Source organism: Cyclobacterium sp., assembly GCF_014762705.1.
GTDB lineage: Bacteria > Bacteroidota > Bacteroidia > Cytophagales > Cyclobacteriaceae > Cyclobacterium.
Map to the genome: position 1 here is coordinate 38,526 of NZ_JABURL010000051.1, position 26,758 is coordinate 65,283.

General features: G+C 44.9%; 22 protein-coding genes and 1 other RNA gene. 7 read left to right on the forward strand and 16 right to left on the reverse strand.

Annotated elements, in window-relative coordinates:
* Positions 1–42: 42 nt before the first annotated feature.
* The 6 genes from HUJ21_RS10140 to HUJ21_RS10165 all read right to left on the reverse strand — a co-directional run bounded on the left by HUJ21_RS10140 (position 43) and on the right by HUJ21_RS10165 (position 8,857).
* Positions 43–3,249 (reverse strand): TonB-dependent receptor, encoded by a 3,207-nt coding sequence (locus HUJ21_RS10140; RefSeq protein ID WP_291369369.1) that lies wholly within the window; start codon positions 3,247–3,249, stop codon positions 43–45.
* Between the two features lie 463 nt (positions 3,250–3,712).
* The gene (locus HUJ21_RS10145) at positions 3,713–4,978 is read right to left on the reverse strand and encodes an enolase C-terminal domain-like protein (protein ID WP_291369371.1); all 1,266 of its coding nucleotides are present in this window, start codon (positions 4,976–4,978) and stop codon (positions 3,713–3,715) included.
* A 79-nt stretch (positions 4,979–5,057) separates the two neighbouring features.
* On the reverse strand, positions 5,058–6,125 hold the full coding sequence (locus tag HUJ21_RS10150; protein ID WP_291369373.1) for a Gfo/Idh/MocA family oxidoreductase: 1,068 nt from the start codon (positions 6,123–6,125) through the stop codon (positions 5,058–5,060).
* Positions 6,126–6,169: 44 nt separating this feature from the next.
* Positions 6,170–7,768, reverse strand: coding sequence for a sodium/solute symporter (locus HUJ21_RS10155; RefSeq protein ID WP_291369375.1), 1,599 nt, complete (start codon positions 7,766–7,768; stop codon positions 6,170–6,172).
* Positions 7,769–8,066: 298 nt separating this feature from the next.
* Entirely contained in the window at positions 8,067–8,468 is a 402-nt protein-coding gene (locus HUJ21_RS10160) for a hypothetical protein (protein ID WP_291369377.1), read from the reverse strand.
* The gene (locus HUJ21_RS10165) at positions 8,465–8,857 is read right to left on the reverse strand and encodes a hypothetical protein (protein WP_291369378.1); all 393 of its coding nucleotides are present in this window, start codon (positions 8,855–8,857) and stop codon (positions 8,465–8,467) included. The genes HUJ21_RS10160 and HUJ21_RS10165 overlap by 4 nt, the downstream gene beginning before the upstream one ends.
* 576 nt (positions 8,858–9,433) lie before the next feature.
* On the opposite strand from HUJ21_RS10165, the gene HUJ21_RS10170 reads away from it, so the two are divergent.
* Together HUJ21_RS10170 and HUJ21_RS10175 are read left to right on the forward strand one after the other, a co-directional pair.
* The gene (locus tag HUJ21_RS10170; RefSeq protein WP_291369382.1) at positions 9,434–10,888 is read left to right on the forward strand and encodes a transporter substrate-binding domain-containing protein; all 1,455 of its coding nucleotides are present in this window, start codon (positions 9,434–9,436) and stop codon (positions 10,886–10,888) included.
* Positions 10,889–11,221: 333 nt separating this feature from the next.
* A complete protein-coding gene (locus HUJ21_RS10175; RefSeq protein WP_291369384.1) occupies positions 11,222–12,472 on the forward strand; it encodes a hypothetical protein in 1,251 nt (416 codons plus the stop codon).
* 75 nt (positions 12,473–12,547) lie between these two features.
* Here the strand turns inward: HUJ21_RS10175 and HUJ21_RS10180 are convergent, their stop codons facing one another.
* Both HUJ21_RS10180 and HUJ21_RS10185 read right to left on the reverse strand, forming a co-directional pair.
* Complete coding sequence (locus HUJ21_RS10180) at positions 12,548–13,069, reverse strand: YetF domain-containing protein (protein ID WP_291369385.1); 522 nt, start codon at positions 13,067–13,069, stop codon at positions 12,548–12,550.
* Between the two features lie 9 nt (positions 13,070–13,078).
* Complete coding sequence (locus tag HUJ21_RS10185) at positions 13,079–13,534, reverse strand: DUF305 domain-containing protein (protein WP_291369409.1); 456 nt, start codon at positions 13,532–13,534, stop codon at positions 13,079–13,081.
* A 961-nt stretch (positions 13,535–14,495) separates the two neighbouring features.
* Here HUJ21_RS10185 and HUJ21_RS10190 point away from each other — a divergent pair.
* Both HUJ21_RS10190 and HUJ21_RS10195 read left to right on the forward strand, forming a co-directional pair.
* Positions 14,496–14,852 (forward strand): DUF1801 domain-containing protein, encoded by a 357-nt coding sequence (locus HUJ21_RS10190; protein ID WP_291369411.1) that lies wholly within the window; start codon positions 14,496–14,498, stop codon positions 14,850–14,852.
* A 38-nt stretch (positions 14,853–14,890) separates the two neighbouring features.
* Positions 14,891–15,223, forward strand: a complete 333-nt coding sequence (locus HUJ21_RS10195) for a DUF3291 domain-containing protein (protein WP_291369413.1) — start codon at positions 14,891–14,893, stop codon at positions 15,221–15,223.
* A 485-nt stretch (positions 15,224–15,708) separates the two neighbouring features.
* On the opposite strand, the gene ssrA is transcribed toward HUJ21_RS10195, so the two are convergent.
* Positions 15,709–16,113, reverse strand: a transfer-messenger RNA (tmRNA) gene (gene ssrA / locus HUJ21_RS10200).
* Between the two features lie 459 nt (positions 16,114–16,572).
* Positions 16,573–17,592 (reverse strand): hypothetical protein, encoded by a 1,020-nt coding sequence (locus HUJ21_RS10205; RefSeq protein WP_291369415.1) that lies wholly within the window; start codon positions 17,590–17,592, stop codon positions 16,573–16,575.
* Between the two features lie 205 nt (positions 17,593–17,797).
* Between HUJ21_RS10205 and HUJ21_RS10210 the strand changes: the two genes are divergently transcribed.
* Genes HUJ21_RS10210 through HUJ21_RS10220 form a run of 3 tightly spaced genes read left to right on the forward strand, consistent with a single transcriptional unit; the run spans position 17,798 to position 21,145 of the window.
* On the forward strand, positions 17,798–19,216 hold the full coding sequence (locus HUJ21_RS10210; protein ID WP_291369417.1) for a DASS family sodium-coupled anion symporter: 1,419 nt from the start codon (positions 17,798–17,800) through the stop codon (positions 19,214–19,216).
* Positions 19,217–19,259: 43 nt separating this feature from the next.
* On the forward strand, positions 19,260–20,162 hold the full coding sequence (locus HUJ21_RS10215) for a serine hydrolase (protein WP_291369419.1): 903 nt from the start codon (positions 19,260–19,262) through the stop codon (positions 20,160–20,162).
* Between the two features lie 2 nt (positions 20,163–20,164).
* Positions 20,165–21,145 (forward strand): bile acid:sodium symporter family protein, encoded by a 981-nt coding sequence (locus HUJ21_RS10220; protein WP_291369432.1) that lies wholly within the window; start codon positions 20,165–20,167, stop codon positions 21,143–21,145.
* On the opposite strand, the gene HUJ21_RS10225 is transcribed toward HUJ21_RS10220, so the two are convergent.
* The 6 genes from HUJ21_RS10225 to HUJ21_RS10250 form a co-directional block, all read right to left on the reverse strand.
* Entirely contained in the window at positions 21,138–21,944 is an 807-nt protein-coding gene (locus tag HUJ21_RS10225) for a queuosine precursor transporter (RefSeq protein WP_291369421.1), read from the reverse strand. The two genes, HUJ21_RS10220 and HUJ21_RS10225, sit on opposite strands and share 8 nt — an antisense overlap.
* Positions 21,941–22,855, reverse strand: coding sequence for a ribonuclease Z (locus HUJ21_RS10230; RefSeq protein WP_291369423.1), 915 nt, complete (start codon positions 22,853–22,855; stop codon positions 21,941–21,943). Before HUJ21_RS10230 ends, HUJ21_RS10225 begins: the two co-directional genes overlap by 4 nt.
* Before the next feature lie 12 nt (positions 22,856–22,867).
* On the reverse strand, positions 22,868–23,248 hold the full coding sequence (locus HUJ21_RS10235; RefSeq protein WP_166147930.1) for an STAS domain-containing protein: 381 nt from the start codon (positions 23,246–23,248) through the stop codon (positions 22,868–22,870).
* Positions 23,249–23,450: 202 nt separating this feature from the next.
* A complete protein-coding gene (locus HUJ21_RS10240) occupies positions 23,451–24,386 on the reverse strand; it encodes a phosphoribosylaminoimidazolesuccinocarboxamide synthase (RefSeq protein ID WP_291369426.1) in 936 nt (311 codons plus the stop codon).
* Positions 24,387–24,480: 94 nt separating this feature from the next.
* The gene (locus HUJ21_RS10245) at positions 24,481–25,275 is read right to left on the reverse strand and encodes a toxin-antitoxin system YwqK family antitoxin (RefSeq protein WP_291369428.1); all 795 of its coding nucleotides are present in this window, start codon (positions 25,273–25,275) and stop codon (positions 24,481–24,483) included.
* A gap of 270 nt (positions 25,276–25,545) precedes the next feature.
* Positions 25,546–26,727, reverse strand: coding sequence for an acetyl-CoA C-acyltransferase (locus HUJ21_RS10250; protein ID WP_291369430.1), 1,182 nt, complete (start codon positions 26,725–26,727; stop codon positions 25,546–25,548).
* Positions 26,728–26,758 lie beyond the last annotated feature (31 nt).

The window sequence follows — 26,758 nt, forward strand, 5'->3', positions numbered from 1 at the left end:
CTTATATATTTCAGATTAAATTTCATAGTTAATTTTATTATATTAAATACCTATGTTCACACCAAAAGAAATTTGACGCTGTGGAGGATAACCATTTCCACCGTATCTGGACAATATTTCAGGTTCATACCTGAAATTTGACTTGTAATAGATCATTCCCAGGTTTTCAGCACTTGTATAGACATACACCTTTCTCATCTTTACCTTTTCCAGCAGTGTTTGAGGAAGGTTGTAGCCAAGGCGTAAATTCTGAACCCTGAGATGGGCCAGGTTTTCTACATATTGGTCGTTTGCCCCATAGGTTTTGAAGGAATGTCTGGGGAAATAATTGTCCGGTGTTTCGGGAGACCATGTACCTAACTCCCTGTGGCTTGTAAACCATTTTGAATTCCAGATATTTATCCCTGCCGGAATGACGTGGAAGTTGTTGGTATAGGTAATCCATTTTGGTACACCCGTAAAGGTTACCGAAAGGTCAATGCCATTCCAGTTGGCTTGCAAATTCATACCATATCGGTAACGCCCATAGTTATAGCCGGCCATGACCTGGTCACCACGTGCATACCACCTGCCTCCTTCTCCTGCATTGATCTGCCCATCGCCATTTAAATCTTTCATCATCAGATCTCCCGGGTAGTACCAACCGCCTCCCTGAGGGACGTTTGCTTCCACATCGGCTATATTTTGTGCCACACCATTGGACTCGTACATCCATATCTGTCCAAATACCTCGCCTGGAGTCCAGGTACCATTTCTTTGACCATTGATGTTTTCGTCGTATTCTACCACATAACCTATATAATCGGCAATGTTAAATCTTGCAGAATAATTAAATGGTCTGCCGGCTAACCTGCCCGTATTTCTCCACTTCATCGAAAACTCCCAGCCTCTGGTCTCACTAACTGCGTTATTGATACTTGGCAAACCGGTTCCAATGGTTTGGGGTAAAATTTTAGCAGGGCCTGGTTGATTATAAATGGTACGTTGGTACCAATCGTAAGTCAACTCGAGCCTGTTTTCTATAGCCACTACATCAAGACCAAATCCAAGTGTTTGAGGTGAGGACCAGGTTAAATCGGAACTTACCAATGGTGGCATAAAGACCATGTTTGGTTTCACTCCGCCAAGCAGTACATCCCCATTTCCTATACCGGTACCCATGGTTGGAAGGTACAGGTAATTACCAGATCCAGGGTCGCCGGAAGAGGTGTAGGCGGCTCTTATTTTGAAGGCATCTACTTTATTGACAGACCAGAAATTTTCTTTTGCTATATTCCATGCTCCGGAAACGGAGGGGAAAAAGGACCACCTTATGTCTGCCGGAAATTTTGAATGCGCATCATAGCGGCCATTAAATTCGATAAAGTATTTTTCAGCATAGTTGTATGCCATCCTGCCAAAGACACCCTGTGTAGCCCAATGGGTTAACATGTCATTCACAGTTGGATTTGGGTTGAAGGTGGTACTGATACTGGGAACCGAATTGGTATACAGATCCCTACCTACACCGGCTAAACGGGCAAAATTGTTGTATTCTTCCTGGTAACCTACCAATGCATTTATGGAGTGTTTTCCAATCTGCTTATTGTAATCGGCTACGATATCCGCTGTGTGGTAATTGGTAAAATTCATTTGCCGGATTACACTACTTTGTTGTGCAGACCTTGCGGAGTTTCGGATGCTTCCATCTGCCTCTTCCACAAAAATCACAAATGTGTTGCGCTCAAGGTGGGAAGTAAGGTTCCTCCAGGTATAATTTCCCCGAATGTCAAGCCCTTTAAATGGTTTTACGGTAAACCCACCCGTAAGCGTGGTTTCGTTTCTTTGATTGGTTTGGGTTCCACCTTCCCCGCGCAATGAGGGCCCACTACTTAAAAAAGAAGGGCTTCCATTTGGATTTAAATCATTCCAATTGGGAAGTGATGCGGATGCATTCTGCCAAATGTCACCGTAATTTGGTCCCCCTCCCCGATAATTGGGCGCTTTTTCATCTGTCCGTACATAATTCATGCTCATCCGGAGGCTAAGCCAATCTGTAACGTCTGAATTTACTTTTAAGAGCGCATTGTACCGGTTCAGTCTGTCATCGGATCCTTTAATGAGACCCATAGATTCGTTGTATCCAAGTCCCACATAATACCCAGTATTGTTGCTTCCTCCTGAAACGCTGGCATTGTGTTGTTGACTTGGAACTACACTTTTATACATGATATCAAACCAGTCACTGTTGCCATTCATGTCCCAGTGTGCACCATAGGTGCCATTTTCGGTTACTATGTTATTGGGGATTAATCCTGCACCATAATCCCTCATTCTTTGGATGGCCTCTTCGGTATAAATAGGTGCTTGTAATGAGTTTCTATATTGCTCATTTATTTTTTCTGCATATTCCCAGGAATTGGCCCATTGGGGCATTCCTATGGGCGATCCAATACTGTAATTACCGCTGTAATTGACCTGTATTTTTTCTCCTTTTGAACCTGATTTAGTGGTAATTAGAATAACTCCTGAAGGAGCTCTTGAACCATAAATGGCAGAAGCAGCAGCATCTTTCAGCACCGTAACCGATTCAACATCGTTTGGATTTACATCGCTCATGGTTCGCTCGATTCCGTCCACTAAAACAAGAGGTCCGCCTTTCTGGCCAAATCCCGTATACCCGCGAATGTTGAAATTTGACTCTTGCGCAGGGCCACCATTTACCGGGGTCACATACAAGCCGGCCACAGCGCCCTGAAGGGCTTCGGATAACCTGTTAATGGGTCTGTTTTCGATCAATTCACTTCCAATTTGTTCTACCGCTGCGGTAAGGTGCGATTTCTTTTGGGTACCAAAACCAACCACAACCACTTCATCCATTTGAGCAATGTCTTCGGTGAGCGTGATTTCCAAATCCGTTCGATTCCCCACTTCGATTTCCTGAGTGACAAAACCCAAAAAAGAAACCACTAATACCGCTCCATCGGGTACGTCAAGACTAAAGTTTCCGTCAATATCTGTGGAAGTTCCTGTGGAAGTTCCCTTTACCAGGATGGCTGCCCCCGGAATGGCGTTCCCTTCCTCGTCCATTACTTTGCCTTGTATGGGAGCATCCTCAGCCACCATGCTTTCGGAATGCGCGTTAAAGGCAAGATCTTTTTCTTTGAAACCGGTTGCCATTACTATCTGAAACATCAGCAATAGCATCCCAAAGCCATAAATGAGATACCTGGCCAACAGCCAAATCGACTTTTGTAAATTTGCTAGCATAATTTTGTATGTTAGGTTTATAATTATTGATTGTATTTTGCTTTTTTGCAGGCATATTTCTTATCCCAATGCTTAAGGGAGATTTCGACCTGCAGCTTTTTTTAGGAGGTGTTGTGGTATGTTGTTGCCATCATTTGAAATTTAAGTCCTGGTCCATTCTTTCTAATTCTAAACCATAATCCACGAAACAGGAAAATCCAATTCCATCAGGATTTCACCAGCCTTTTTTACCTTCTGGCCAAACCGGAATCTGGAAATTCTTCGTTTTCCTTCGGGAGATTACCCATTTAGGCATTGCCCCTTTTGGAAGGGAAAATACCTGCAATGCTTTGTTAGAAGTTGATTGCCAGTAATTTATTTTAGTGCATTTGCCCCAATTATACTAACATTAGGCCAAACGACCTAATATTAGGTTAAGTTTTTCCATGAAAAGTTTTAAGGTCTTTTTTACGGTAGGCAAAAATTAACAGGAAAGGGCTTTTTTTACTTTTTCAGTCTCCTTTAAATCGGTACTCATACCCGGTTCCTGGGGCGTTTTGTATTTTCCTCCTACCACTTGGGCAGGAAATTTAAAATAGGTTTTTAAATGAGGGATGTGTTCCAGTAAAAGGGCAGGATGGGCCAGTGAAATGTGATTGAAAAGTACCAGGTGCTGGTGGATCTGACCCATATCCCCTACATGAGGTACAACAGGAATGTTGTATTTTTTGGACAAAAGACTGATAAGTAAAAATTCAGACACGCCACCAACCCGGACTGCATCCACCTGATTAAAGGCCATGCAACCTGATTGTATAAAATTTTTGAACATGATCTTGTTGGGTACGTGCTCACCCAGGGCTATAGGGATGGGTACCTCTTTTGATAGGGTGATGTGAGCCTGTACATCATCGGGATGGGTAGGTTCCTCTATCCAATAGGGATCAATGGACATGAGTTTCCTGCAAGTAGTGATGGCTTTGGGCAGGTTCCATTGCTGATTGGCATCCAGCATGATACTGGCTTTTGGGCCTGCAGTTTTTCGTACCAGTTCTGCCCTTTGGATGTCCCTTTCCACTTCACTTGACCCAACTTTTAATTTGATGGCGGTAAAACCCTGATCAATTGATTTTTTGATATTGCGTACCAACTGCTCTTCGGAATAGTTGAACCAGCCGATAGAAGTGTCATAACCCGGGTATCCATCCTTAAGGATCCCCATCCGGTTTTGCTTTCCTGCCTCTTGCTCAATCATCAGCGAAATGGCCTCCTGTTTGCTTAAAACATCTTCGTAATAGGAAAAATCAAGGGTGTTGGTCAATTCCTCAGGAGAAAGATCCAGTAACAATTTCCAGAGTGGCTGGCACCTGGATTTGGCCCAAAGATCATAACAGGCATTGACCACCGAAGCCAGAGCCAGGTGGGTCACTCCCTTATGGGGTCCCAGCCACCTGAGGTTGGGGTCATCTGCCATTTTTTTGTAGGTGGTTCCAAAATCGGCCATGAGTTCATTGATTTCCCTGCCCTCAACATAGCGCAACAAATAATCTATGGCTTCACAGACCAGCCTGTTACCGGCGCCCAGGGTGAAAGCCAGCCCGATTCCTTCCAGAGAGCTGTCCGTTTGTAATTTGCACACCGCATAGGCATAGATGGGTGTAGAATGCACCGCATCAGAACCGGCACCATTTTTTAAAGGAAACTGGACATCCTGCGATCTTCCGGTTTTAATTAGTATTGACTTATTCATTCCTTTTTCTTTTCAAGTTTGCTGTTTTGCCTAAGTTGATTATTCAGCCTTATGCAAAGCGATTTTTCCCGAACTTTTCTTATTTGAATGGTAACCCACCCTGTTCATTTGAATCGTACAATTTTTCTACCAGGCGCATGGTTTGGAAGGCGTCTTCCACGGCATTGGGGAAAGCAGCTGTAGGATTTTTCAGACGGCTTTGCAAGGATGCCATGGGGCCCATAAAGGCGTGGGGGAACCAATCCCCCTCCAAAGGAACCTCCTGCCAAGCCTTATCACTTTCCAATTTGCTGTAATATTCCAATTTGGATGCCCTGCCTTTGGGATAATCGAATGAAACGCCTATTTGTATCTTGATGGCACCTTGCGTTCCTTCCAGCTTCAGGTAAGATTCCTGGTGCTTCGATCCGTAATCATGACCATGGTTGGTAAGGATACGGGCTTGTCTGAATGTGTCATAATCCAGAACTATCGTGCTTCTGGTGGCTGCCAATGAAGCAGCTTTGGGATGTTGTATGGTACTGCCAAACACCCTTGATGGGTTTCCCCAAAAAGCCCTGACTGTATCCACATAATGGATACTGTGGTACAGAATTTCCACCCTTGGCTTTTTTTTCAGGAATTCCCATAATTCCCAGGGGGTATACACAGCTACCTTAAACTCTATATCAAACAGCTCTCCGATCAGACCCTGTTGAACCAGGTCCATGGCAGCTAAAATAAATGGGGCATGCCGAAGTTGAAAATTGACAGCCGCCACCAGGGACTTTTCCCGGCATAGGGCGAGGATTTCACTTGCCTCCTTAATGCTCTCGCCCATGGGTTTCTGTATCAGTACCGATGCGCCATCAGGTAATTGCTTCAGCAGGTCTGAAATTTGGTCTGCGGGCACCGCCAGGTCAAATACCGCTCCGACCTCCAGGGCCTTCCGGATAAGCAAATCCAGAGAATCAAATGCAACCTGCCCCAAACCAAAGGAATCTGCCAGTGATTTGGCTTTTCCCGGTGTTAGATCATAGATGCCAGCAATCGGGAATTTTGCCATGGCGTAGGCTGGCAGATGGCCATCGCGCACAATGCCACCTGCCCCTATGATGACAACTGGAAGCGGGTTATCAGGAATTACCGGTCTTTGATTCAAATGCATGGGTTGGAATAAATTTTAAATTTTTTTGGCCAGGTCATTCCTTCTCAATAGAATGTCCAGTACAAAATCAGCATGGTAAGCAATAAAACGACACTCAGCCAATTGACAAGAGATGAAGGACTTCGGACTTTCAGGTAAAAACCAGGGAAAATCACCTGTTTTTGTTTATCGAAAACGGAAATGACCGCATATAGCAAAACAGAGAAAATAAAGTTAAGGTAAGTTTGCTTTAACCAATTGATGCCAAGCCCATCAGTACTGGAGATGTAATTCGAAACCCCTCCAATCGGGATATACTTTTCTACCAAAAAAACCGCAACAGCAAATAAACTTCCCCCCAAAAGCGTAAAGAAGGCTGCATTGGCAGTACCCCTGGAGGACAGTATCCCAAGCAGGAAAACGGCTACTATAGAAGGGGCAAAGATGGAAAACATTTGGTTGATCAATTCGAAAATCGTTCCCAGGCTCCCCAGAAAGGGAGACCAAATGACGGCCAGGATCAATACCAGCACGCCGGTAATTCTCCCAATGTAAATCTTTTGCACATCGGCCAGGTTGGGTTTTAGTTTGTTGAAGACATCGTACACAATGAGCGTAGAACAGCTGTTGATTGCAGCGGCCACACTGCTCATCACTGCGGCAAGCAAGGCGGCCAGCATGAGTCCTTTCAGCCCCACCGGCATCAATTGATTGATCATCATTGGCAAGACGCTTTTGGTGTCCGCTCCGATCTCCTGCCTGAACAGGGCAAAGGCCAAAATACCTGGCACTACCATGATGAATACCGGAAGGATTTTCAGGAAGCCGGCAAAAAGGGCTCCAAGCTTAGCCTGTTTTTCTGAGCGGGCACCCAATACCCGCTGTACAATGGTCTGGTCTGTACACCAATACCAGATCCCCAAAATCAGGTGACCGAATAGCATGTCAGCGAAAGTGAAGCCTTTTTTTGAAGCATCGAAGCTTACAATTTTAAAGCGATCCGGATCTACAGCCGTCTTTAGTTCCGCATAGGAAGTAATGCCTATCTCAGGCAGGCGGTAGATGGCCAGTACCGTAATGGTCAAGGATCCGGCAATCAATATAACCGTCTGCACCGTTTCTGTGATCACTACAGATGTCAGTCCGCCCACAATGGTGTAGATCCCGGTAGCCAGGGCAATGATGACAATGGACAATGGGATACTGACACCGAAAACATTTTCAAATACCACGGCTCCGGCATACAGGCTCACTCCGATATGCATAAAGAGGGCAGCAAGAATACTGAATATGGCCAGCAGTACCCTGGACCGGGAGTCATAGCGTTTTTCAAGAAACTGGGGCAGGGTAGTGATTTTGGTTCGCAGGTAAAAAGGGATGAATACAAAAGCAAGGATCAGGAGTTCGATTCCGGAAAACCACTCAAAATTGCCCCAAACGATTCCATCTGTAAAGCCGGATTCGGCAAGCCCCACCAGGTGCACTGTAGAAATATTGGATGCAAATAGGGAAGCGCCTATCACGGCCCATGACAATGACTTACCCGCCAAAAAATACCCTTCGCTGTTACGTTTTTTATTGCGCACAGACAAAAGTCCGATCAGGACAATGCCCAACAGATAGCCTGCGATGATCAATACATCCCAAAAGTCAGTTGAATTCATATCCAACAGTTTGGTGCAGGGAGCGGTCTGGACGGAATAGGGAAGGGGTCAAGCCCTGGTCACTTTCATTCCGGGTTAAGCGAAGGGCCAAATTAATGGTGTAAGGGAGCATGCCTTTGTCTTTTTGAAACTTATCGGGCCAAAAATAGAAAAACTAGGGCAAAAGACCTAATCATATTTTTACCCAAGGACTAAAATGAAAAATTAACTTGCTCCCGAAAGGATTGGTATCATCAAATCCTGGTGTTTTGTAGTCGAATCTGTTCCAAAGCACGAATCAAACTCAAAAGCCCTGGAGCTACCGGTATTGGGGCCATGTCCTGAAGGCCAAGACACCACCGCATACCAGCAATAAAATCTGGAGAAACAATCCTGGTGCTGTTTCCAGGTTCCTGCCTATGACAAAGAGCAGCAGCACCATGGAAAAGAAAGCCAACATTCCGGTTACTTCTTCTTTTTTTTCACTGGTTTTTCTGTTATAAAAAATCTTGGCTAACAGCCCTCCGAAGAGGAAGGTAAACCAGATCAGCCGGTGCCGGAGGTCTTTGACCACATAGCTGAAGGTAGGAAAGTCCTTTCCTTCCAAAGTGACAAGCACAATATCAATCACTACCATCAATCCCAGCATGCTTGCCACAATGATCTTGATCGTTCGTATTTCAGATAAATGCCTTTTTAAAAACTTTTTGAGTTTGTTCATGGCGTTACCGTATAATTCATGGACCAGAAAAAATGTCCGTACAGGAAACCGGCTATCAGAAGAGCCGTCAGGAAGGCCCTGGATTTCTTAAAGGGCACCTTGAAAGCAATCAATACCATGATTATTGTCAGCCCGAATAATATCAAAACCGGAAACATGCCATTGGACATTTTGAAGGCTGCATTTGAGGTTCCCAAAAACAGGTGACCTCCAATGGCCCCCAGGGCAAAGGGGATAAAGAAGGACTTGCCCTTAGACCATTCCAGCAGGAGTTTATTCGAGGTATCCTGATCAATTCCATTGAGCATGAGCAGGATCTCAAGTACAAAATAGGTAACGGTAATACCTATCATGATATTGACTACGGATATATACTGTATGCTTTCCATATTCAACCTAGAAAATTCAAATTCAATTTAAGGCATTTTTGGGCAAAATGATATAGAAAGGACATCTATTTTTGACCAAATAATATAGGGAATAAGGGTCTGGGCCAGGTACAACCTGTAAAATCCAATGTAAATATTCAAAATCACTTAGATTACTTATTTTTTTAGCTACTTCCCGATTTTAAACTGGGTGTAGGTGCATCTACATCCCTTCTATCCATTGATTTATGTCATCGAGGCATTTGTAATGCCGGATCACTTGTAAATTAATATGATTGGAGACGGGCAGGTCCAGCCATTGTAAATGGCTTTTTGGTAAGAATAATCTGTTTTTTGCTTCTGTGATATCAGGGTGAAGTGGCATACTTCACCCAGTAGATTCGTTCATGATAAAATTTTACTCCATGCTACCAGTAACTTTCCTATTTCGATGGATACCCATTGCCACTTCTTACCTGGTCATGGGTTTAGCAGTACTTAATTTTTGGAATTTAACGTTTAAAAAAAGAGGCTTCAAATAAAATTAGTTAAACAATTTCTTGCAAATTTCATTTATTTGTTTATAATATGGAGGTTATGGATATAAGAATTACTACTTTATTTGCTGTTGTATTATTGATAATGTCAGCTTGTTCTCAAGAAAAAAGAGGTTCCGGGGAAGGAGATGGCCAATTGCTGCCGGACACCGTTCCTTACAAGGTGGACAAGGATCTGGAAAGCATAAAAGAGGATGGAGTACTGCATGCCATCACCATTTACAGCTCAACTAGCTATTTTTTGTACAAGGGAATGCCCATGGGCTTTGAGTATGAGCTATTGTCCCGCCTGGCAGAACACCTGGATCTGGAGCTAGAGATTACTGTTGCGGAGGATATTGATGATTTATTCGATATGCTGAACAATGGGGATGGGGACCTGATCGCCTATGGTTTGACGGTAACGGAGCCCAGAAAAAGACTGGTGGATTTTACAGAATACCATTATGTGACCCATCAGGCTTTGGTTCAGCGCATGCCAGACAATTGGCGCTCGCTGCCCGGCTATAAGATTGATAAACAGCTTATTTCCAATACGCTTGAATTGGAGGACGATACCGTTTGGGTGAGAGAAAACACTTCCTACTCCCAAAGGCTTCAAAACCTTCAGGATGAGATTGGGGCGGAAATCCCTGTTAAACTGATAGACGGAAATATACCCACAGATGAAATCATCCGCATGGTAGTGGATGGGGAAATTGACAGGACGGTTGCAGACTACAATATTGCGGCAATCAACAAAACCTATTATCCCATCCTCCATATTGATACCAGGATTTCCTTCTCCCAGCGCATTGCCTGGGCGGTAAGACAAAATTCCCCTGAATTGCTTCAGGCCATTAACGATTGGATCAAAGAGGAGAAAAAGTCAGACGACTACTATGTCATCTACAACAAATATTTCAAAAACAGGAAATCTTTCAGGGGTAGGATCCAAAGCGATTTTTACAGCAAAAACGGCAATAGGATCAGCGAATACGACGGTATCATAAAAGAAAATGCCCCTGAGTTGGGATGGGATTGGCGTTTCCTTTGTTCTCAGGTTTACCAGGAGTCCAGGTTTGATCCAAGGGCCACCTCCTGGGTGGGCGCCAGTGGGTTGATCCAACTGATGCCGGCCACCGCAAAGGAAGTTGGTGTTACCAATAGTTATAACCCGGCACAGAATGTAAAGGGAGGAGTAAAGTATCTGGATAAGATGTGGGACAACTTCGAATCGGTAAAAGATTCCGTGCAAAGGGTAAAGTTTACTCTCGCTGCCTTCAATTGTGGGGCGGGTCATGTGTATGATGCCATGCGGCTGGCAGAAAAGTATGGAAAAGACCCTGCTATCTGGGACGAAAATGTGGAAGAATTCATATTGAAACTGGCGGATAAGGAATACTACTACGATGATGTGGTTCGGCATGGGTTTGTGAGGGGAGCGGAACCTTACCACTATGTCAGGGACATATTTCTGCGGTATGAGCACTACAAACAGTTTATAGAAATGTGATCCCGGGTTTGAATCCGAAAAGGATTTGTTTGGTTGAATATTGCTATTTTCTAAAATAAATCCCCTATATCAAGGGGTTGAGTCTTTCCCGACCAAAATCGGGAAGGATTTTTTCGGGTATTTTAAATTTATTGCAGCACCCATTTAGCAGGAGTTGTTTACGTGCCACGGATTTCAAATCCCCGGGATAGGGTAGCTGCCCGGGCAGGGCTTCAGCCAGCGATAAGGCCGGACGATTGTTAATCTCCGTTAATTTTAGTAGCTGCTTTAATTTTATTTACTATTTTAGTTGCTGAATTTGGGCCTAGCACCCAAATCATTCGCCAGCAGCCTATGAAAACTGAAAAAACAAGCGCATTACCCACCTTTTTTCTGCTTTGGATAGCAGGATATGCTTTCCTTTTTATGCTGCCGTTCCCGGTCAGGCATATACCCTTTGCCCATGAACTGATTGCTGCTCCCATTTCATTGGGAATGGAAAACCTTAATTTTTTGGTGGGTCGGCAGTTCCTTGGACTGGAAGACCTGGCCTATGACGGGGGCAGGGGAAGCGGGGATACGCGCTTCGATTATGTGTACCTCGTAACCTGGCTGCTGCTCTCTTTCCTGCTGGCAGTACTGCTCTTTTTGTTGAGAAACAAACTTACCTGGATCCGAAAGACTTACCCTTCCATGATTGTCTATGCGAGGTATTTTGTTGGGCTCACCTTGATCCATTATGGGGTTGCCAAATTTATGATCGGGCAATTCCCCGGTCCCAGCCTCATCTCCATGGAAGAATCTTTTGGCGATTTTTCGCCCATGGGACTGGCCTGGCGGTTTTTTGGCTATTCAGATTTGTACAAGGTATTTATGGGCCTTTCGGAGATTACAGCAGGGGCGCTCTTGCTTTTCCGGCGAACGGTGGTGGTTGGCGCGATGCTATCCATCGCCGTGGTGACGAATATCGTGCTGGTCAATTTCTCCTTTGACGTTCCTGTGAAAATCCTTTCTTCACACCTGTTGCTATTCTCGGTACTGATCCTGGCTCCTTATATAAAGCAATTATTCTGCCTGCTTATTCTCCATAGACCGGGACAACTGAGCTATCAGCCCCGGACTTTTTTATCCCCGAAAAAGAAATGGGCTTACCGGCTGGTGAAATATTACATGGTGGTGTTTGTGCCGGTCAGCATGATGGTAGGTCATGTTTTATCCCAATCCTACCGAAGTTTTGATAACCCCTGGGAAGGGGCGTATGAGGTGATTGGTCTGGAGAGCGGACAGCAGGACTTTCAGCCAAATGAAGCCTGGGCGAAAGTGATTCTGGATGGAAAAACGCTGGTTGTAGAGCGGGTTTCCGGAGACAGATCCTATTATTCCATAGTAGAAGTCGGGGAAAACGGTGTGATTACCCTGTCCGGTTCAGCTGAAGGGAAGGATACTCCGACCTTGCATTTACAGGAAGAGGGGGAGGAGTATCAATTGGCAGCCAGATTCGGAGATGAGCCATTTACGCTAAAGGCAAAGCGGAAAATGAAGTCAGATTATTTTCTGCTGAGCAGGGGATTTCATTGGATAAATGAATATCCGCTGAATAGGTAGCTTTGTAAAAGATAGCTCTTGTCAGGTCAGAAGATGTCCAGTTAAACCAAAGTGACCTGGATTAGAGAAGCTGTTTCAGCTGGCTACCTTAACGTTTTCATAGGTAGATTTCTTACCCCCAATGGTCTTTTCGATGAGGGTGATATCACCGGTAGTTTCTAAAATGATCATATCGACTTCATCCAGGCTGGCCATGCCTTCCTGCCGGCCTTTGCTATAAATCTCCTCGACGGTAATTCGCTCCTTTTTCATGGCCGGATACAGAAATTCACCTTTGTAAAACAATAAGGAAGGACTGCTGGTAATTAATTTTTTAATGGTCTTTATCCGGACAGACAGCCAGGTTAATAGAAACTGGAAGGCGATAAACAGACCAATTGCCGTTACCCCATCAGCCAGGGGTATGTTTTTGTTTAAAGCTACACTGGCCAGGCAGGAGCCTAAAGCAATGGTGACGACAAAATCAAAGGCATTCATTTTAGACAGGGTCCTTTTACCTGAAATCCTCAATAACAACACCATGGCAATGTATCCCAGGGTAGTTAAACAAATCGTTCGGGTCAGGCTTTCCCAGTTATCAAACCAAATATTTTCCATGCTTTCCTATTAATTATTTTCCAACCGCTTGATCATCGCTTTCATCTCGGCTATTTCTCTTTCCTGCGCTTTGATGATTTCATCCGCTAATTTTTTCACCTCCGGGTCTTTCAGGTCTGCGCGTTTACTGGTCAGGATGGCTATGGAATGATGGGGTATCATCGCCCGCATCCATTTCACATCTTCAATGGGGATCTGCTGCCTTACCAAAAAGGTGGAACTTGCCATCAATAAGAGACTGCACAGGATCAGGGCCACATTTTTTTTCCTGTTGGCGTACATTTTCCGCATAAACAAAAACATGATGATGGCCATGCCGCCGATACCGATCAGGGTCATGTACATTCTGGTCCAGCTAAAAAACACATGACTTAGCTCATAGGTATTGAAATACATGGTGATGTACATGGAAATGGCCGAACAGGCCAGCATCAGAACAAAGGTGGTGTACGGTGCATTTTTCATAGTGCGATTTTATTTAGTTAGTCAAAGGGTTCAGTTGTAGTTACAGGATTATCGAGACCTGTTTTATGAGCGGGAGTCGCCTTTTCAGGCTCGGTTATACAGTACGGGCATTTGCCCTTTCCATTGCTCCCAGCATCCTTTTTCCACCAAAAGCCGGGCCATAAATTTTCCACATTGATTTGGCCGTAAACCCGTGAGGGAATGGGCGTTTGTTGATGGGTAAAGGGAGTGGTTGGCAGGATTGGCTTTTGTTGCGTTGAAAAGCCCTTTCCAAGGGTGAGTATTCGGAACAGGGCCCTACTGATTCCTGGTATAGGCCTTTTCCATATAGCACCAGAATTGGTTACAAAGCGGTAAATACTAAAAATATTGATAATATTAGGCCTGGATTTCCCGCACCTGGGAACATGCTGTTCGACATTTGTAATGTCGGACCACAGATAAACCAGGATTTGTAATCCTGGTTTCGTGCCCGTTCCGGGGATTACAAATCCCGCGGAGCGGTAAGGAACTGCGCTGTCCGACATTTGTAATGTCGGACTACAGATAATGCAGGATTTGCAATCCTGGTTTCGTGCTCGTTCCGGGGATTACAAATCCCCTTTGTCTGCCCCACCGAATTACACATTCCGCGGAGCGGTACGGGGCCTTGCTGTCCGACATTTGTAATGTCGGTCCACAGATAAGTCAGGATTTGTAATCCTACTTACGTGCCCGTCCGGGGGATTGCAAATCCCCTTTGTCTGTACCACGGAATTTCAAATTCCGCGGAGCGGCTTTTTATTAAAAAAAATGCTTAAATGAATGGATTTTTTATTCCAAACCCGTATTTTTAATTGACCATTGTGGCTTAAAAGGTTTCTAAATTGCCGGCTCATTACAAGTTACTTTTTCGGACTTCATTTCAATAATTTTTTTTCGCAAAACCCCTGTAATCGGGAAGGCTTATGGAAAGGTAAATATGGATGTAATAGACAAGTACATGGCCGGATTTCCCAGGGATGTTCAAGACATTTTGCAGCATATCCGGAAGATAATCAAAGCCTGCGCGCCAGGAGCGGAGGAAATTTTTTCCTGCGGTATGCCCGGATACAAGACCCTGGGGAAGCCCCTGGTCTATTTTGCGGCCTTTAAAAACCATATCGGCTTCTATGCCACTCCCTCAGGCCATGCTGAATTTGAAAGGGAACTTGCTCCCTATAAGCAAGGCAAGGGATCCGTACAATTTCCCTTGACCAAACCTATTCCTTTTGACCTGATTGAGAGAATGGTGGTTTTCAGGGTGGAGGAAAATGAAAAAAACAGGGTGAAAAAATAGGGTTTGCAGGTACTTAGTATGTTAGCAATAATATAAAAATGAAAGCGACAATTACATCAATCGAGTTAAGAGGTCCGCTAAAATTCTTCGCTTTAACTTCAAAAGCTCTCAAAATCATTAGACAGCTGAAAGCTACGAATTGTAAAGATTTTAGAAAGAAAGGATTTTGGACAACTCATTATACTATGACATTGTGGAATAATGAGGATGAATTGAAAAATTTTGCCCGAAGCGGAGCTCACTTGGAAGCTATGAAAGCAAGTAAAAAGATAGCTAAGGAAATCAGGACAATCACGATAGAAACAGATTGCCTCCCTAATTGGACTGAGGCAAATGAATTGCTGCAAAAAGGATACGTAATTAAATATTAAAAAAACTGTTACAACACCGGCTAAGAAAACATGCGGGCTGAAACGGTAAAATGAGATTTAGTACACAAAGTAAATTTTGTTCGCGGTTAACAGAGACTTATTCCAAAACCCGCAGGTTTCTTAGCCAGGGCCGGTTTTTAAGAGAAACTCTTTTCAATCAGGAAATTCAGATAATACAGGATTTGCGATCCTGCTTGCGTGTTCATCCTTGCGATTTCAGGACTCTTTGAGTGGGGGATTTTGTTGATCATGGTCCATCACTACTGGAAATAAGTAAGCAATGGTATACTGATCAATGATCAGATATAGTTAGATAGGCCAACTGTACCGCGGCAGTAGAAACAGGTTTCATTCGACAGTTAACTGAATTCCCAAAAAGTATTCAAATCCTAACCGGCTTAAATGACCTCAGATCAGGTCAACCTCCCAAACAAAAATCCCTCGCTCCCCTAAACTCGAAGAGTTTAGGGGAGCGAGGGATCTTTAAGTGGAGCTGGCGGGATTCGAACCCGCGTCCAGATAGGGAAACACCGTACCGTCTACATGCTTAGTCACCGATTGGATTGTCGGCCGAAAGCTGCTGGGTGACACACCTACTTCCGGCTTAGCCACTGATCTTAGCCCTGCTTAGTAGCCTCACAGGGAGCAGCACCGTCAAGTCGACACCCCAACTCTACCCGGACAGTGCAACGGGTAGTGGGATGTGGCCGGGGAGCATCTATCGAAGCTCAACCCTTTAAGCAGTATCTATTCCCCGAAGGGTAAGATTAGGCAGCCATGGCGTAATTAGATTCGCCAAGTATGGTTCGTATGAATCTTTCAAGGCCGTACATACTCCAGCCTGCATGCGAGCCCAGTCCTTACACCTACTGTCAAAACCGGTCAGCCCCATATGATTGGTAAAGACAAAGCTAACACAAATTTGGTTCCAAACCTTTAAATTTTTTCCGGTTCTATCCTTCCGCACCACCCCTGTTTTTTAACGCCAAAACCTGCAAGGCGGAAGTGAATTTGTGTTTAGATATTTTGAATTGGGCACTTATTCAATCATAAAAAACAATTTCCCTTGGATTTCTCCAATTTTGGCTAAAGCCAGGGATTTTGGAATACTATATTTTTAGAATGGGCTAAAGCCGCATTCCTATTGAGGGAGTTTTGGCAATGATTTATGGCTCATAATAGTTTTTCCATTAATGTCAGGTAATTTATTGAATCAATATCCCACCTGGAAAAACGCTCACCACCCCTTTACTTCCCGCAAAAACCTTCGGCAGCAACCGGCCGGGAAAACAAAAAAAGGCCATGGGATCGCTCCCATGACCTCTTGACCAACATTTACTATTAAAAAATTATCTTGCGAATGTACCCAGTACCAGATAAGTGGTCAGATCTGTGGTACTGATCTCCTGAGTGGGGTCGTGTACCACCAGGAAGCCTTCATACATCCTTGTCAATTCATTGTAAGAAATCTCCAACTCATTTTCAGCCATCACTGTTCCTCCATTACCGGCTATGCCGCCGGCAAAGATATCACCGTTGGGCGTTTCATTATAAGGCGTACCATTGGGGGTCGTGGATGGATCGGCGGCATCATGTGCATGCACCATATAAGTCATGCCTTCCATGGTGTTCATCAGGCTGATGGTGATTTTGGAAGTACCATCTACCATCTCTTCCACCATGATTTCCGCCATCAGGTTTCTGGCATGCTCCCCTTCATAGGCCAGGTCAGCGTTGTCCAGCAACTGCCCTTCGTTGAAGTCATACATAAAGGTTTCTGTTCTCAGGTTGGCTTCCCCTGCAGCAAGGTCCTGTCCAAATACACCCAGCACCAGATAAGTACCCAGGTCTGTAGTGCTCACTGCCTGAGTGGGGTCATGCACTACCAGAAAGCCCTCATAGGTGTCCAGCAACATGTTATAATCCATGTCCGTCTCCATGGTTCCGCTACCCATGCCATTGCTTACACTGATCATCCCGGCAAAAATATCTCCATTCGGCGTCTCGTTATAGGGGGTGCCGTTAGGTGTAGTACTGGGGTCGGCAGCATCGTGCACATGAACCGGATACTGAACGCCATCCAGACCGTTTTCCAGACGAATGGTCACTTCTGCATTGCCGTTTTCCATTTCGGTAATTTCAAGTTGTGCAGAAAGATTCCTGGGATGGTCTCCCTCGCCATCTCCGTTGTAGGCCGTGGCTGGATTGTCTAGCAGTTGACCTTCGTTAAATCCATAATCAAAGGTTTCCATTCCAGGAGTAAATGGCATTTCCGGTTCCGGATCATCGTTACAGGAAGCAAAAATCCCTAATCCTGCAACCAATAGTCCCAGGTTTAATGTCGTTTTTAAATTCAAGTACTTTTTCATGGTCAATTAAAATTTAGTCGTTTATGATATTTTCTTATTTGGCAGGATTTACGAGGTGGCTGCCGGCTTTGGATCAGTACCGGGTAAAGTTTTCTTAAATTTTCTGTAAATTGCCCCATAAGTAGGTCTGAGGTAAGCCAGCCTGTTTTTTAAAAAGGACTTTTCAGAACCCGGATCTTTTTGAACCGCTAAAACCAAAGTGTTAATGTTTTATTCAGATTCCAGGACTGCGGCCCAGATTCTTTACAGAAAACTCAGGCTCAATTGGATTTTCAGTACCTCTACATTTATTGGCAATTTCCTGATTGCCCTGTTGGTTAGCTATTTTTTTCGGAAAATCGGTTACGATCCTCCGGTCAACTTTGTTTTCTTTATCAGCATTCTGGCCATAGGACTGTGGATTTCTGAGGCCATGCCTCCTTTTGCCGTAGGTATTTTTATCATCGCAGCCTTATTGGTAGGGTTCAGTACAGATTTCTTTTTTGAAAAGACCATGTCCCCGGACCTGTATATAAGCACCTGGACCAGTAATGTGGTCTGGCTCTTGCTGGGTGGTTTTTTCCTGGCCAAGGGCATGAGTATGGTGGAGCTGGACCGGCAGCTTTTCCGGTTTACGGTGCGCAGTTTTGGTCAGAGGCCGGAATATTTGCTTTTGGGTTTGATGATGACTACAGCCATCGCCAGTATGATCATGTCCAATACAGCTACCACCGCCATGATGGTGTCTTCCATCATTCCCCTGATACAGCTGATCGGTAAAAAATCCGCTTATGCCAAAGCTTTGCTTACGGCCATACCCGCAGCTGCTTCGGTGGGAGGGATAGGTACCATTATCGGAAGTACTCCCAATGCCATTGCGGTTGGGGCCTTACAGGAAAAGGGGATTAGCATCACTTTTGTAGACTGGATGATCGTAGGCTTTCCAAGCGGATTATTGCTGGTCTGGCTTTTTTGGAAATTCCTATGTAAAAAACATGATTTTTCAGGGGTAGTTCTGGACCTGTCTCTTTTGCCCAAAGGGGTAGGGGAAGTAGATCTCTTTAAGAAGTATGCGGTCATATTTACCCTTTCGCTCACGGTGCTGATGTGGCTGACCGAACCGCTGCATGGGATTCCCGTAGCCGCTACCTCGGCCATTCCCATAGTACTGCTCACCATGACCCAGGTGATTCATTCCGAGCAGGTCAGAAGTCTTCCCTGGGATACCCTGATGCTGGTGGCGGGAGGCCTGGCCCTGGGCATTGCGCTTGTGGAGGTGGGGCTGGCTGAAATTGTCATGGCCAAAATCAATAACCTGCCCATGCCCATGTTGTTTATTGCCATTTTCTTCTGCCTGGTAGCGGTACTGCTATCCAATGTCATGAGCAATACCGCTGCTGCCTCCATTTTGGTGCCGCTTAGCCTGGCTTTGCCGGGTGTGTATGGCCTTGCCGGCCCGGTAATGGTGGCCATCAGTTGTTCCTGTTCCTTGTTGCTTCCCGTGTCTACGCCTGCAAACGCCATCGCATATGCCACTGGTCTGGTGGAACAAAAAGATTTCCGTACCGGCGGATTATTTTTTATCTTTCTGGGCCCGGCCATTGCTTTTCTTGCTGTAATGGCCTGGGTATGGCTGATGTTTTAGGTTAGGGCCATGATGTAAAGAACAACCACTAAATAATCCTTCGATGAAAAAATTGATTTTGATTTTACCCGTATTGTTTTTTTTCGGTTGTGGAGAGCAGCAAAAGAATGCTTCCACAGAAGATTTGAAAGTAGCCATTCAGGCCTTGATTGAGGAAACTGAAGGCGATTTCGGCATTGCCTTTAAATTGCTGGACGATTCGGGAAGTCAATTGCTGATCAATGAAAAAGAGGTGTTTCACGCTGCCAGTACCATGAAAACACCGGTAATGATAGAAATTTTCAAGCAGGCGGGTTCCGGTAAGTTCTCCCTGGATGATTCGATTTTGATCGTCAATGAATTCAAGAGTATTGTAGATGGCAGCCCATATAGCATGGACCTGGGGGTAGATAGCCAGGAGGGACTTTACGAGCGTATCGGGGAAAAGGCCACGGTATATGAACTGATGTACCAAATGATCATCAAAAGCAGTAACCTAGCCACCAATATCCTGATCGAAGAGGTAGGAGCGGAAAATGTCACCCAAACCATGAGGGATTTGGGTGCAGCAGACATCGAAGTGCTTCGGGGTGTAGAAGACCTGAAAGCCTTTGATGCCGGCCTCAGCAATACCACCACGGCCCTGGATATGATGCTGATTATGGAAGCCATCGCTACCGGGGAAGCCGTAGGACAGGAGGAGAGCCGGCAGATGATGGATATCCTGTATGATCAGTATTACAAAGACCTGATCCCGAAATTATTGCCGGCGGAGGTGAAGATAGCCCATAAGACGGGATCCATTACCGGAGTGCAACACGATGCAGCTATTTTAACCCTACCTGATGGCAAGCAATATGTCTTGGTCATTTTGACCAAAAACCTGACCGATATGGAGGCAGGGAAACAGGCCATTGCTGAAATCAGTAAAATGATTTATGATTTTGTGAATGGGAATTATTCCTGATGATGGTATCCATAAAAAAACGCCTGGCCAAAGCCGGTATCAATTCTTTTTTCTTTTTACTGTTGCTGACCATTCTCCTGGCCTATCTTTTTCCGGAATGGGGGGAAACAAGTGCCAGTGGCCTGAACCTGGATGTGCTGACTTATTATGGAGTATCCCTGATTTTCTTTTTTTATGGGGTTAAAATCAGTCCTGCCACCCTCAAAACCGGGCTTTCCAACTGGAAGCTGCACCTGGTCATTCAAAGCACCACCTTTCTGGTATTTCCACTGATCATTTTGGTTTTGTATGCGGCATTTGGCAATCAGCAGAACCTTTTCTGGATAGGAACATTCTACCTGGCTGCCCTTCCATCCACAGTTTCTTCCTCTGTGGTCATGGTGTCTATTGCTGGAGGTAACCTTCCGGCAGCCATTTTTAACGCCAGTATTTCCAGTATCATTGGCATCCTCATTACCCCTTTCTGGATGGGCTTGCTTTTGAGCAGCAGCCAGGCGGATTTTGAGTTGCTGACCACGGTATGGAAGCTGGTGCAGCAAATATTCATCCCGGTGCTGATAGGGTTTATGCTGCACCGCTGGCTGGGTAGCTGGGTGCAGCGGTACAGCAAGGTACTGAAAGGCTTCGATCAAACGGTCATTTTGCTGATTGTCTTCTCCGCCTTTTCTCAATCCTTTGGTGGGAACATGTTTGCGGGACAAAATATTCTGGGCCTGGGATTTTTGATGTTGCTGTTGTTTTTGTTGATGCTGGCGGTGATGTATGGTTTGGGCAGATGGCTTGGCTTCAACAGGGAGGATGGCATCACGGTATTGTTTTGCGGATCGAAAAAATCCCTGGTACAAGGCGCGGTGATGGGTAAAATTCTTTTTCCGGACCCGGTTATTTTTGGAGTGGTATTGTTGCCATTAATGCTTTACCATACCCTTCAGCTGATCCTTGGCTCTGCTCTGGCGGAAAAATTGGCAGCAGGGGCTAAATAAAGGAGGTGTCTCCGGAGGCTTCTTCGGTCATTTTTTTTGCAGTCTCCTTACCCAGATAACGGTCTATCAATCCATGCCCCAGGTAAAGCAAGGGGGTAAGCAGTATGGCTACTGAAAATTTGTATATATAGTTAATGATCCCCACGGCAATGATCTGTTCTATGGACCAATTCCCGAATACATAAAAAGCAATACCCAATACCACAAAGGAGTCGATAAACTGGGATACCAGGGTAGAACCTGTGGCCCGCAACCAGATCATTTTCGAGCCGGTTATTTTCCTGAGTTTCTGGAATACAAATACATCCAGGAGCTGTCCCAGCAGGAAGGCTACCAGAGAGCCAATGATGATACCCAGCCCTTGTCTGAAAATGGTGTTGAAGGCATAATTGATATTGAAGGGAGTTCCCGAGGGGTCGGTGGCATTCACTTCCAGCCAAAAGGGGGCAGGAGGCAATTGGGTGACCAGGGAAATGACAATAAAAGCATAGGCGATCAGTCCTGCGGTGATAAAACTGATTTTCCTTACCCCTTTTTTGCCATAATACTCATTGATAATATCTGTGGTAAGGAAAACCACCGGCCAAATGACAGCACCGGCTGTTAAATTAAAATCCAGGATATAATCCCCGAAAAATGTCCAGTTTGCGGCACTTAAGCCCAGTGTTTCTTCACCTGAAAAAATTTTTACGCCTATGATCTCTGCCAGGATGGCGTTGGTGAGGAATATCCCTCCCAATATGATGAACAAATTGGTTTTTTTTGATTGGTAAACCTTCTCCTGATTTTCCATGCTCATTTGATGCTGTAAGTGGTGCCCTCTTCACTTAAAAAACTGTTCGGAAATGTTTCCCTTGCTTCCTCCAGTAGAGGGGTCAGGTCGGTATACCTCACAGAATAATGGCCCAGCAGCAGGTTTTTAGCCTTTGAGGCCAGGGCGATGGAGGCTGCTTCTTTTGTGGTACTGTGCCTGGTCAATCTTGCCCGGTCTTTTTCTGCCTCCATAAAGGTGGACTCATGGTAGAGTATGTCCATCTCCCTGATATATTGGGTTAGTTGTGGATCATAAACGGTATCTGAGCAAAAAGCATATTTGCGTGGTGCCTTGATCTCGCAATAGTCCTTTGCGGGATACAAAACCTTACCGGTCATGTCCCGCACATCCTGCCCCTTAAGGAGGGTGCGTATGGCCTCTATGCCAGGTTTGTTTTTGACCACCAATTCCTTGTTGAGTTTTACCCTGCCTGTTTTTTCCTCGAAACTAAAACCTGTGCAAGGTATGCGGTGTTTTAATGGGAAACTCCATACCTCCAAATCCCCCAATTCCAGTAATTTGGTTTTTTGTGAATGGGTGGTGGGGTGGAAAATCAGCGGAAATTTCAAAATGGTACCTGAGTATTTTAACTGTACCGTGATGATTTCATCCAGTCCGGAAGGTCCAAAGATGTGGAGGGGCTGTTTCCTGTTGTTCAGGTGGTAGGTGCCGATCAGTCCCATCAGCCCAAGATAATGGTCACCGTGCAGATGGGAAATAAATATATGGTTGATTTTGAAATACTTGATTTTGAATTTCCTCAACTGGTGCTGGGTGGATTCTCCGCAATCCAACAAAAATGTATAAGCTCCCCAGGTAACCACCTGGGAAGTTTGGTTTCGGCCATGGGCAGGAGCTGCAGAGTTGGAACCCAGAATGGTGATATTGAAATCCAAGTAGCTTAACGTTTACTCTTCCTCATCTTTTTCTGCACCCTGCTCGATCTCATGGATAAATACCGCTTCAGCAGCAGCTTCATTGTCATCTACCAACTTAAACACCTTATCCAGCATGGATATTTTCATCAATTTCAATACATGCTCCTGAAGTGAAGACAATATAAAAACCCCTCCTTCTTCTCCAAAAGCCCTGTTGCCCACCAAAAGCGCACTGAGCCCGCTTGAATCGGCATACTTCACACTTGCCATATCCAAAATCAGGTTTTTATATCCCTCCGCATGAACCGTTAGCAATTCCGATTTTAACTGAGGGGAAAGGGTGGAGTCCAGTTTTTCTTCCATCAGGGTGAAAAGTACAAATTGTTCTTTTTTATCTACAGCGTATTTCATGTGTTTATAATTTGCTTTTTAAAGGCCATATGGAATCTCGCAATGATAATCATGCCACTGTGGTACGATTTCGTCATGCTCGATTTCATTTGAAAATTAATTTACCAGTCTTTATATATCTTCAGAAAACAGTAGCTTCCTGATTTTCAAATTTGTTTTAAAATTAGCTTAAAATATTTTGGTGCCAAAATGATCGGTTCATTTATATATTTTCCAGAATGGCCTTTTGTATCCTGGATGCAATATCGGAACCATTTGCGGGAACAAAAGTTTTGCCGGTAATGTGTTCGTAAAGCTCAATGTACCTGTTGGAAATGTTTTCGATTATCCCGGGGCTCATTTCGGGGATAGATTGGCCTTCTTTTCCCTGAAATCCATTTTCAATCAGCCATTGACGGACAAATTCTTTGGAGAGTTGTTTTTGGGGAAGTCCCTGTTCCTGTCTTTGGGCATATCCCTCCTTATAGAAATAGCGCGAAGAGTCCGGTGTATGGATCTCATCAATCAACAGGATTTCATCTCCATATTTGCCGAATTCATACTTTGTATCTACCAAAATCAAACCTTTTTCCCTGGCCATTTCGGATCCCCGCTCAAACAAAGCCCGGGTATATTTTTCTAGTTGCGCATAATCAGCTTCACCTACTATTCCCTGAGCCAAAATAGCTTCCCTGGAGATATCTTCATCATGGCCTTGATCCGCTTTGGTGGTAGGGGTGATGATGGGTTCCGGAAGGGGATCATTTTCCTTCAGGCCTTCCGGAAGGGATATGCCGCAAAGGCTTCTTTTTCCTTCCCGGTATTCTCTCCAGGCATGTCCGGCCAAATAACCCCTGATTACCATTTCCACTTTGAAAGGCACACATTTTTTTCCTATGGTGACGTTGGGATCAGGGCAAACGGTAACCCAATTGGGGACAATGGAAGCAGTGGAAGATAGGAAATGGTAGGCGATTTGATTTAAAACCTGCCCTTTATAAGGAATGGGTTTTGGCAGGACCACATCAAAAGCAGAAATTCTGTCTGTGGCCACCACTGCAATGGTACGCTCGAAAATATATACGTCCCTTACCTTGCCCCGGTAAAAATCAACCTGACCTGGAAATTGATATTGTGTATTTTTTATGCCTTTGCTCATGGGATTTTTGATTTAAGATGCAAAAATAAGAAATAATCGCCACCAACTGTAAAATTTTCATTATCCTGTTCCGAATGGATTTCCGGAACGAAAGTCAGTCTGGGGTTCCCCTTTTAAATTTTCTTTCGCCAAGCAATTTTCCTGCCTCATCGTAGGTAGCAAATTGGCCATGCCGCAAGCCCATCCGGTAATTGCCCTTCTCCTTTATTTTTCCGTTTTCATGGTAGCTGATATAGGTCCCGTGCCGGACACCATTTTTGTATTCCACCTCAGAAGACTTGGTGCCATCCGGAAAATAGCTGATATAGCGTCCATCCAGGCTTCCATCTTTATAGGGTTGTTCTGTCAGCAATTGCCCGTCTTCGGCGTACTTTTTCTGTACTCCCTCCATCATGCCCTGATCAAACTGTTGCGTTTCCTGTATTTCACCATTTTCGAAAAATATCTCGTTGAGTCCATTGGGTTTTCCATTTTCAAAACGGGTGCGGCTTTTAAGGGCACCGGATTCATAGTAGGTTTCAAGGGTGCCTTGGATTTCACCATTTAGAAAAAATGCTTTTTGCGCAACTGCTCCATTGGGGAAAAATGAAGTCACTTCTCCATTCACCAGATCTTCCTCGTATGGAGTTACTTTCAGGGTGTCCCTGCTCTCTGGATGTAATTCATAAAATTTACCTGATTTTTTACCTTCCCTGAACTGTCCGATTTGGGTCAGGTTTCCAAAGGGGTCGTAAAACCTGTAAGCTCCGTGGGGTATACTGTCTTTGGTCTGAAAACGCTCCTTTACCTGTGTTTGCTCATCATCGTAATAGGTGGTTTGCTGTTGGGCATTGACTGAAAGGCCATTGAATAAAAAACAAAATACCAGTAGTAACAGGCTTGATTTCATTTGTTTATAATTTGTTTTTAATAGGCCAGCCCGATTAGTCGGGGCAGGCTATGGAATCTTTGACGATTAAAATCATCATTGCCCTGTGTGTTTAATGATGATTTTAATCGTGTCGATTTCATATGATTATAATTTGTTATTTAAAGGTCATATGCCCGTCCCTACCTTCGGGAGAATCTCGCATGTTGGATAGTCATCCCTCCGTGTGGCGCTTGCGTCATGCTCGATTTCATAACTTGAAAGGGTTGGTAATGTGAAAAAAGCACAATTTCAGATCATTTCTATAACGATGGCAGAAGCCCCTCCGCCTCCATTGCAGATGCCGGCCACCCCGAGTTTGCCTTTTTCCTGACGGAGTACAGAAAGTAAGGTGGTAAGGATCCTGGCTCCGGAACAACCCAATGGATGTCCCAGTGCAATGGCCCCTCCATAAACATTCAGTTTTTCCTCAGGAATTTTGAGTAATTGCTGGTTGGCTATGGCCACGGCAGCAAAGGCTTCATTGATCTCAAAATAATCCATGTCTGTTACAGCCAATCCTGCCTGTTTCAGTGCTTTCGGAATGGCCAGCGCCGGAGCAGTGGTAAACCACATGGGGTTGCGGGCTGCATCAGCGAATCCCCTTATTTTGGCAATGGGTTTCAGGTCTAGTTTTTCAGCCATTTCTCTGCTTCCAATCACTAGTGCAGCAGCACCATCGCTGATGGTAGAGGAATTTGCCGCAGTCACGGTTCCATCTGCTTCAAAAGCAGGTTTTAGCCCGGGGATTTTATCCAATAGGACTTTGCGAAAATCCTCATCTTCTTTGATAAGCTGTTCGTTTCCTTTGTGATCCTTAACGTTAACCGGTACCACTTCAGCAGAAAAGCTGCCCTTTTTCCAGGCCTCTGCCGCTCTTTTATAGGAGTTGATTGCATAGTCGTCCTGTGCCTCCCTGCTGATTTTCATCTCTCTGGCAGTGTTTTCCGCACAGTTGCCCATGGGGAAATCATGGTAGGCCTCCTCAAGACCATCTCTGCTGAGCCCATCTACAAGGCTTCCATGTCCGTACTTGTACCCAAATCTTGCCTTGGGAAGGTAATAAGGCGCATTGCTCATGCTTTCCATGCCTCCGGCCAGAAGCAAATCTGCCTGTCCGCACATGATGGACTGGGCACCGAGCATGACCGCTTTCATTCCCGAAGCACAAACTTTATTGATTGTGGTGCAGGGAGTGCTGACATTCAGCCCTGCATGTATAGCAGCCTGCCTGGTAGGTGCCTGTCCCAAATTTGCTGACAAAACATTGCCCATCAGCACTTCATCAAAAGGGACATTATTGCTCAAACCAAGTTTGTTTATTGCCCCTTTAAGGGCTAAACTTCCCAGTGCTGTGGCAGACAAGGAGGATAAGTTTCCACCAAAACCACCCAGGGGCGTTCTCGCTGCCGACAAGATAAATACCTCTTGCATGTCAATCACTGTCCATTATACACATCTGACG

Bases quoted from the DNA above. Each gene is read 5' to 3' on its own strand.
- HUJ21_RS10250 (WP_291369430.1), bottom strand. From the start codon at position 26,727: ATGCAAGAGGTATTTATCTTGTCGGCAGCGAGAACGCCCCTGGGTGGT.
- HUJ21_RS10190 (WP_291369411.1), top strand. From the start codon at position 14,496: ATGGATGTAATAGACAAGTACATGGCCGGATTTCCCAGGGATGTTCAA.
- HUJ21_RS10185 (WP_291369409.1), bottom strand. From the start codon at position 13,534: ATGAAAAATGCACCGTACACCACCTTTGTTCTGATGCTGGCCTGTTCG.
- HUJ21_RS10215 (WP_291369419.1), top strand. From the start codon at position 19,260: ATGAAAAAATTGATTTTGATTTTACCCGTATTGTTTTTTTTCGGTTGT.
- HUJ21_RS10220 (WP_291369432.1), top strand. From the start codon at position 20,165: ATGGTATCCATAAAAAAACGCCTGGCCAAAGCCGGTATCAATTCTTTT.
- HUJ21_RS10195 (WP_291369413.1), top strand. From the start codon at position 14,891: ATGAAAGCGACAATTACATCAATCGAGTTAAGAGGTCCGCTAAAATTC.
- HUJ21_RS10165 (WP_291369378.1), bottom strand. From the start codon at position 8,857: ATGGAAAGCATACAGTATATATCCGTAGTCAATATCATGATAGGTATT.
- HUJ21_RS10160 (WP_291369377.1), bottom strand. From the start codon at position 8,468: ATGAACAAACTCAAAAAGTTTTTAAAAAGGCATTTATCTGAAATACGA.
- HUJ21_RS10210 (WP_291369417.1), top strand. From the start codon at position 17,798: ATGTTTTATTCAGATTCCAGGACTGCGGCCCAGATTCTTTACAGAAAA.
- HUJ21_RS10240 (WP_291369426.1), bottom strand. From the start codon at position 24,386: ATGAGCAAAGGCATAAAAAATACACAATATCAATTTCCAGGTCAGGTT.
- HUJ21_RS10205 (WP_291369415.1), bottom strand. From the start codon at position 17,592: ATGAAAAAGTACTTGAATTTAAAAACGACATTAAACCTGGGACTATTG.
- HUJ21_RS10155 (WP_291369375.1), bottom strand. From the start codon at position 7,768: ATGAATTCAACTGACTTTTGGGATGTATTGATCATCGCAGGCTATCTG.
- HUJ21_RS10150 (WP_291369373.1), bottom strand. From the start codon at position 6,125: ATGCATTTGAATCAAAGACCGGTAATTCCTGATAACCCGCTTCCAGTT.
- HUJ21_RS10170 (WP_291369382.1), top strand. From the start codon at position 9,434: ATGGATATAAGAATTACTACTTTATTTGCTGTTGTATTATTGATAATG.
- HUJ21_RS10245 (WP_291369428.1), bottom strand. From the start codon at position 25,275: ATGAAATCAAGCCTGTTACTACTGGTATTTTGTTTTTTATTCAATGGC.
- HUJ21_RS10235 (WP_166147930.1), bottom strand. From the start codon at position 23,248: ATGAAATACGCTGTAGATAAAAAAGAACAATTTGTACTTTTCACCCTG.
- HUJ21_RS10175 (WP_291369384.1), top strand. From the start codon at position 11,222: ATGAAAACTGAAAAAACAAGCGCATTACCCACCTTTTTTCTGCTTTGG.
- HUJ21_RS10140 (WP_291369369.1), bottom strand. From the start codon at position 3,249: ATGCTAGCAAATTTACAAAAGTCGATTTGGCTGTTGGCCAGGTATCTC.
- HUJ21_RS10225 (WP_291369421.1), bottom strand. From the start codon at position 21,944: ATGAGCATGGAAAATCAGGAGAAGGTTTACCAATCAAAAAAAACCAAT.
- HUJ21_RS10145 (WP_291369371.1), bottom strand. From the start codon at position 4,978: ATGAATAAGTCAATACTAATTAAAACCGGAAGATCGCAGGATGTCCAG.
- HUJ21_RS10180 (WP_291369385.1), bottom strand. From the start codon at position 13,069: ATGGAAAATATTTGGTTTGATAACTGGGAAAGCCTGACCCGAACGATT.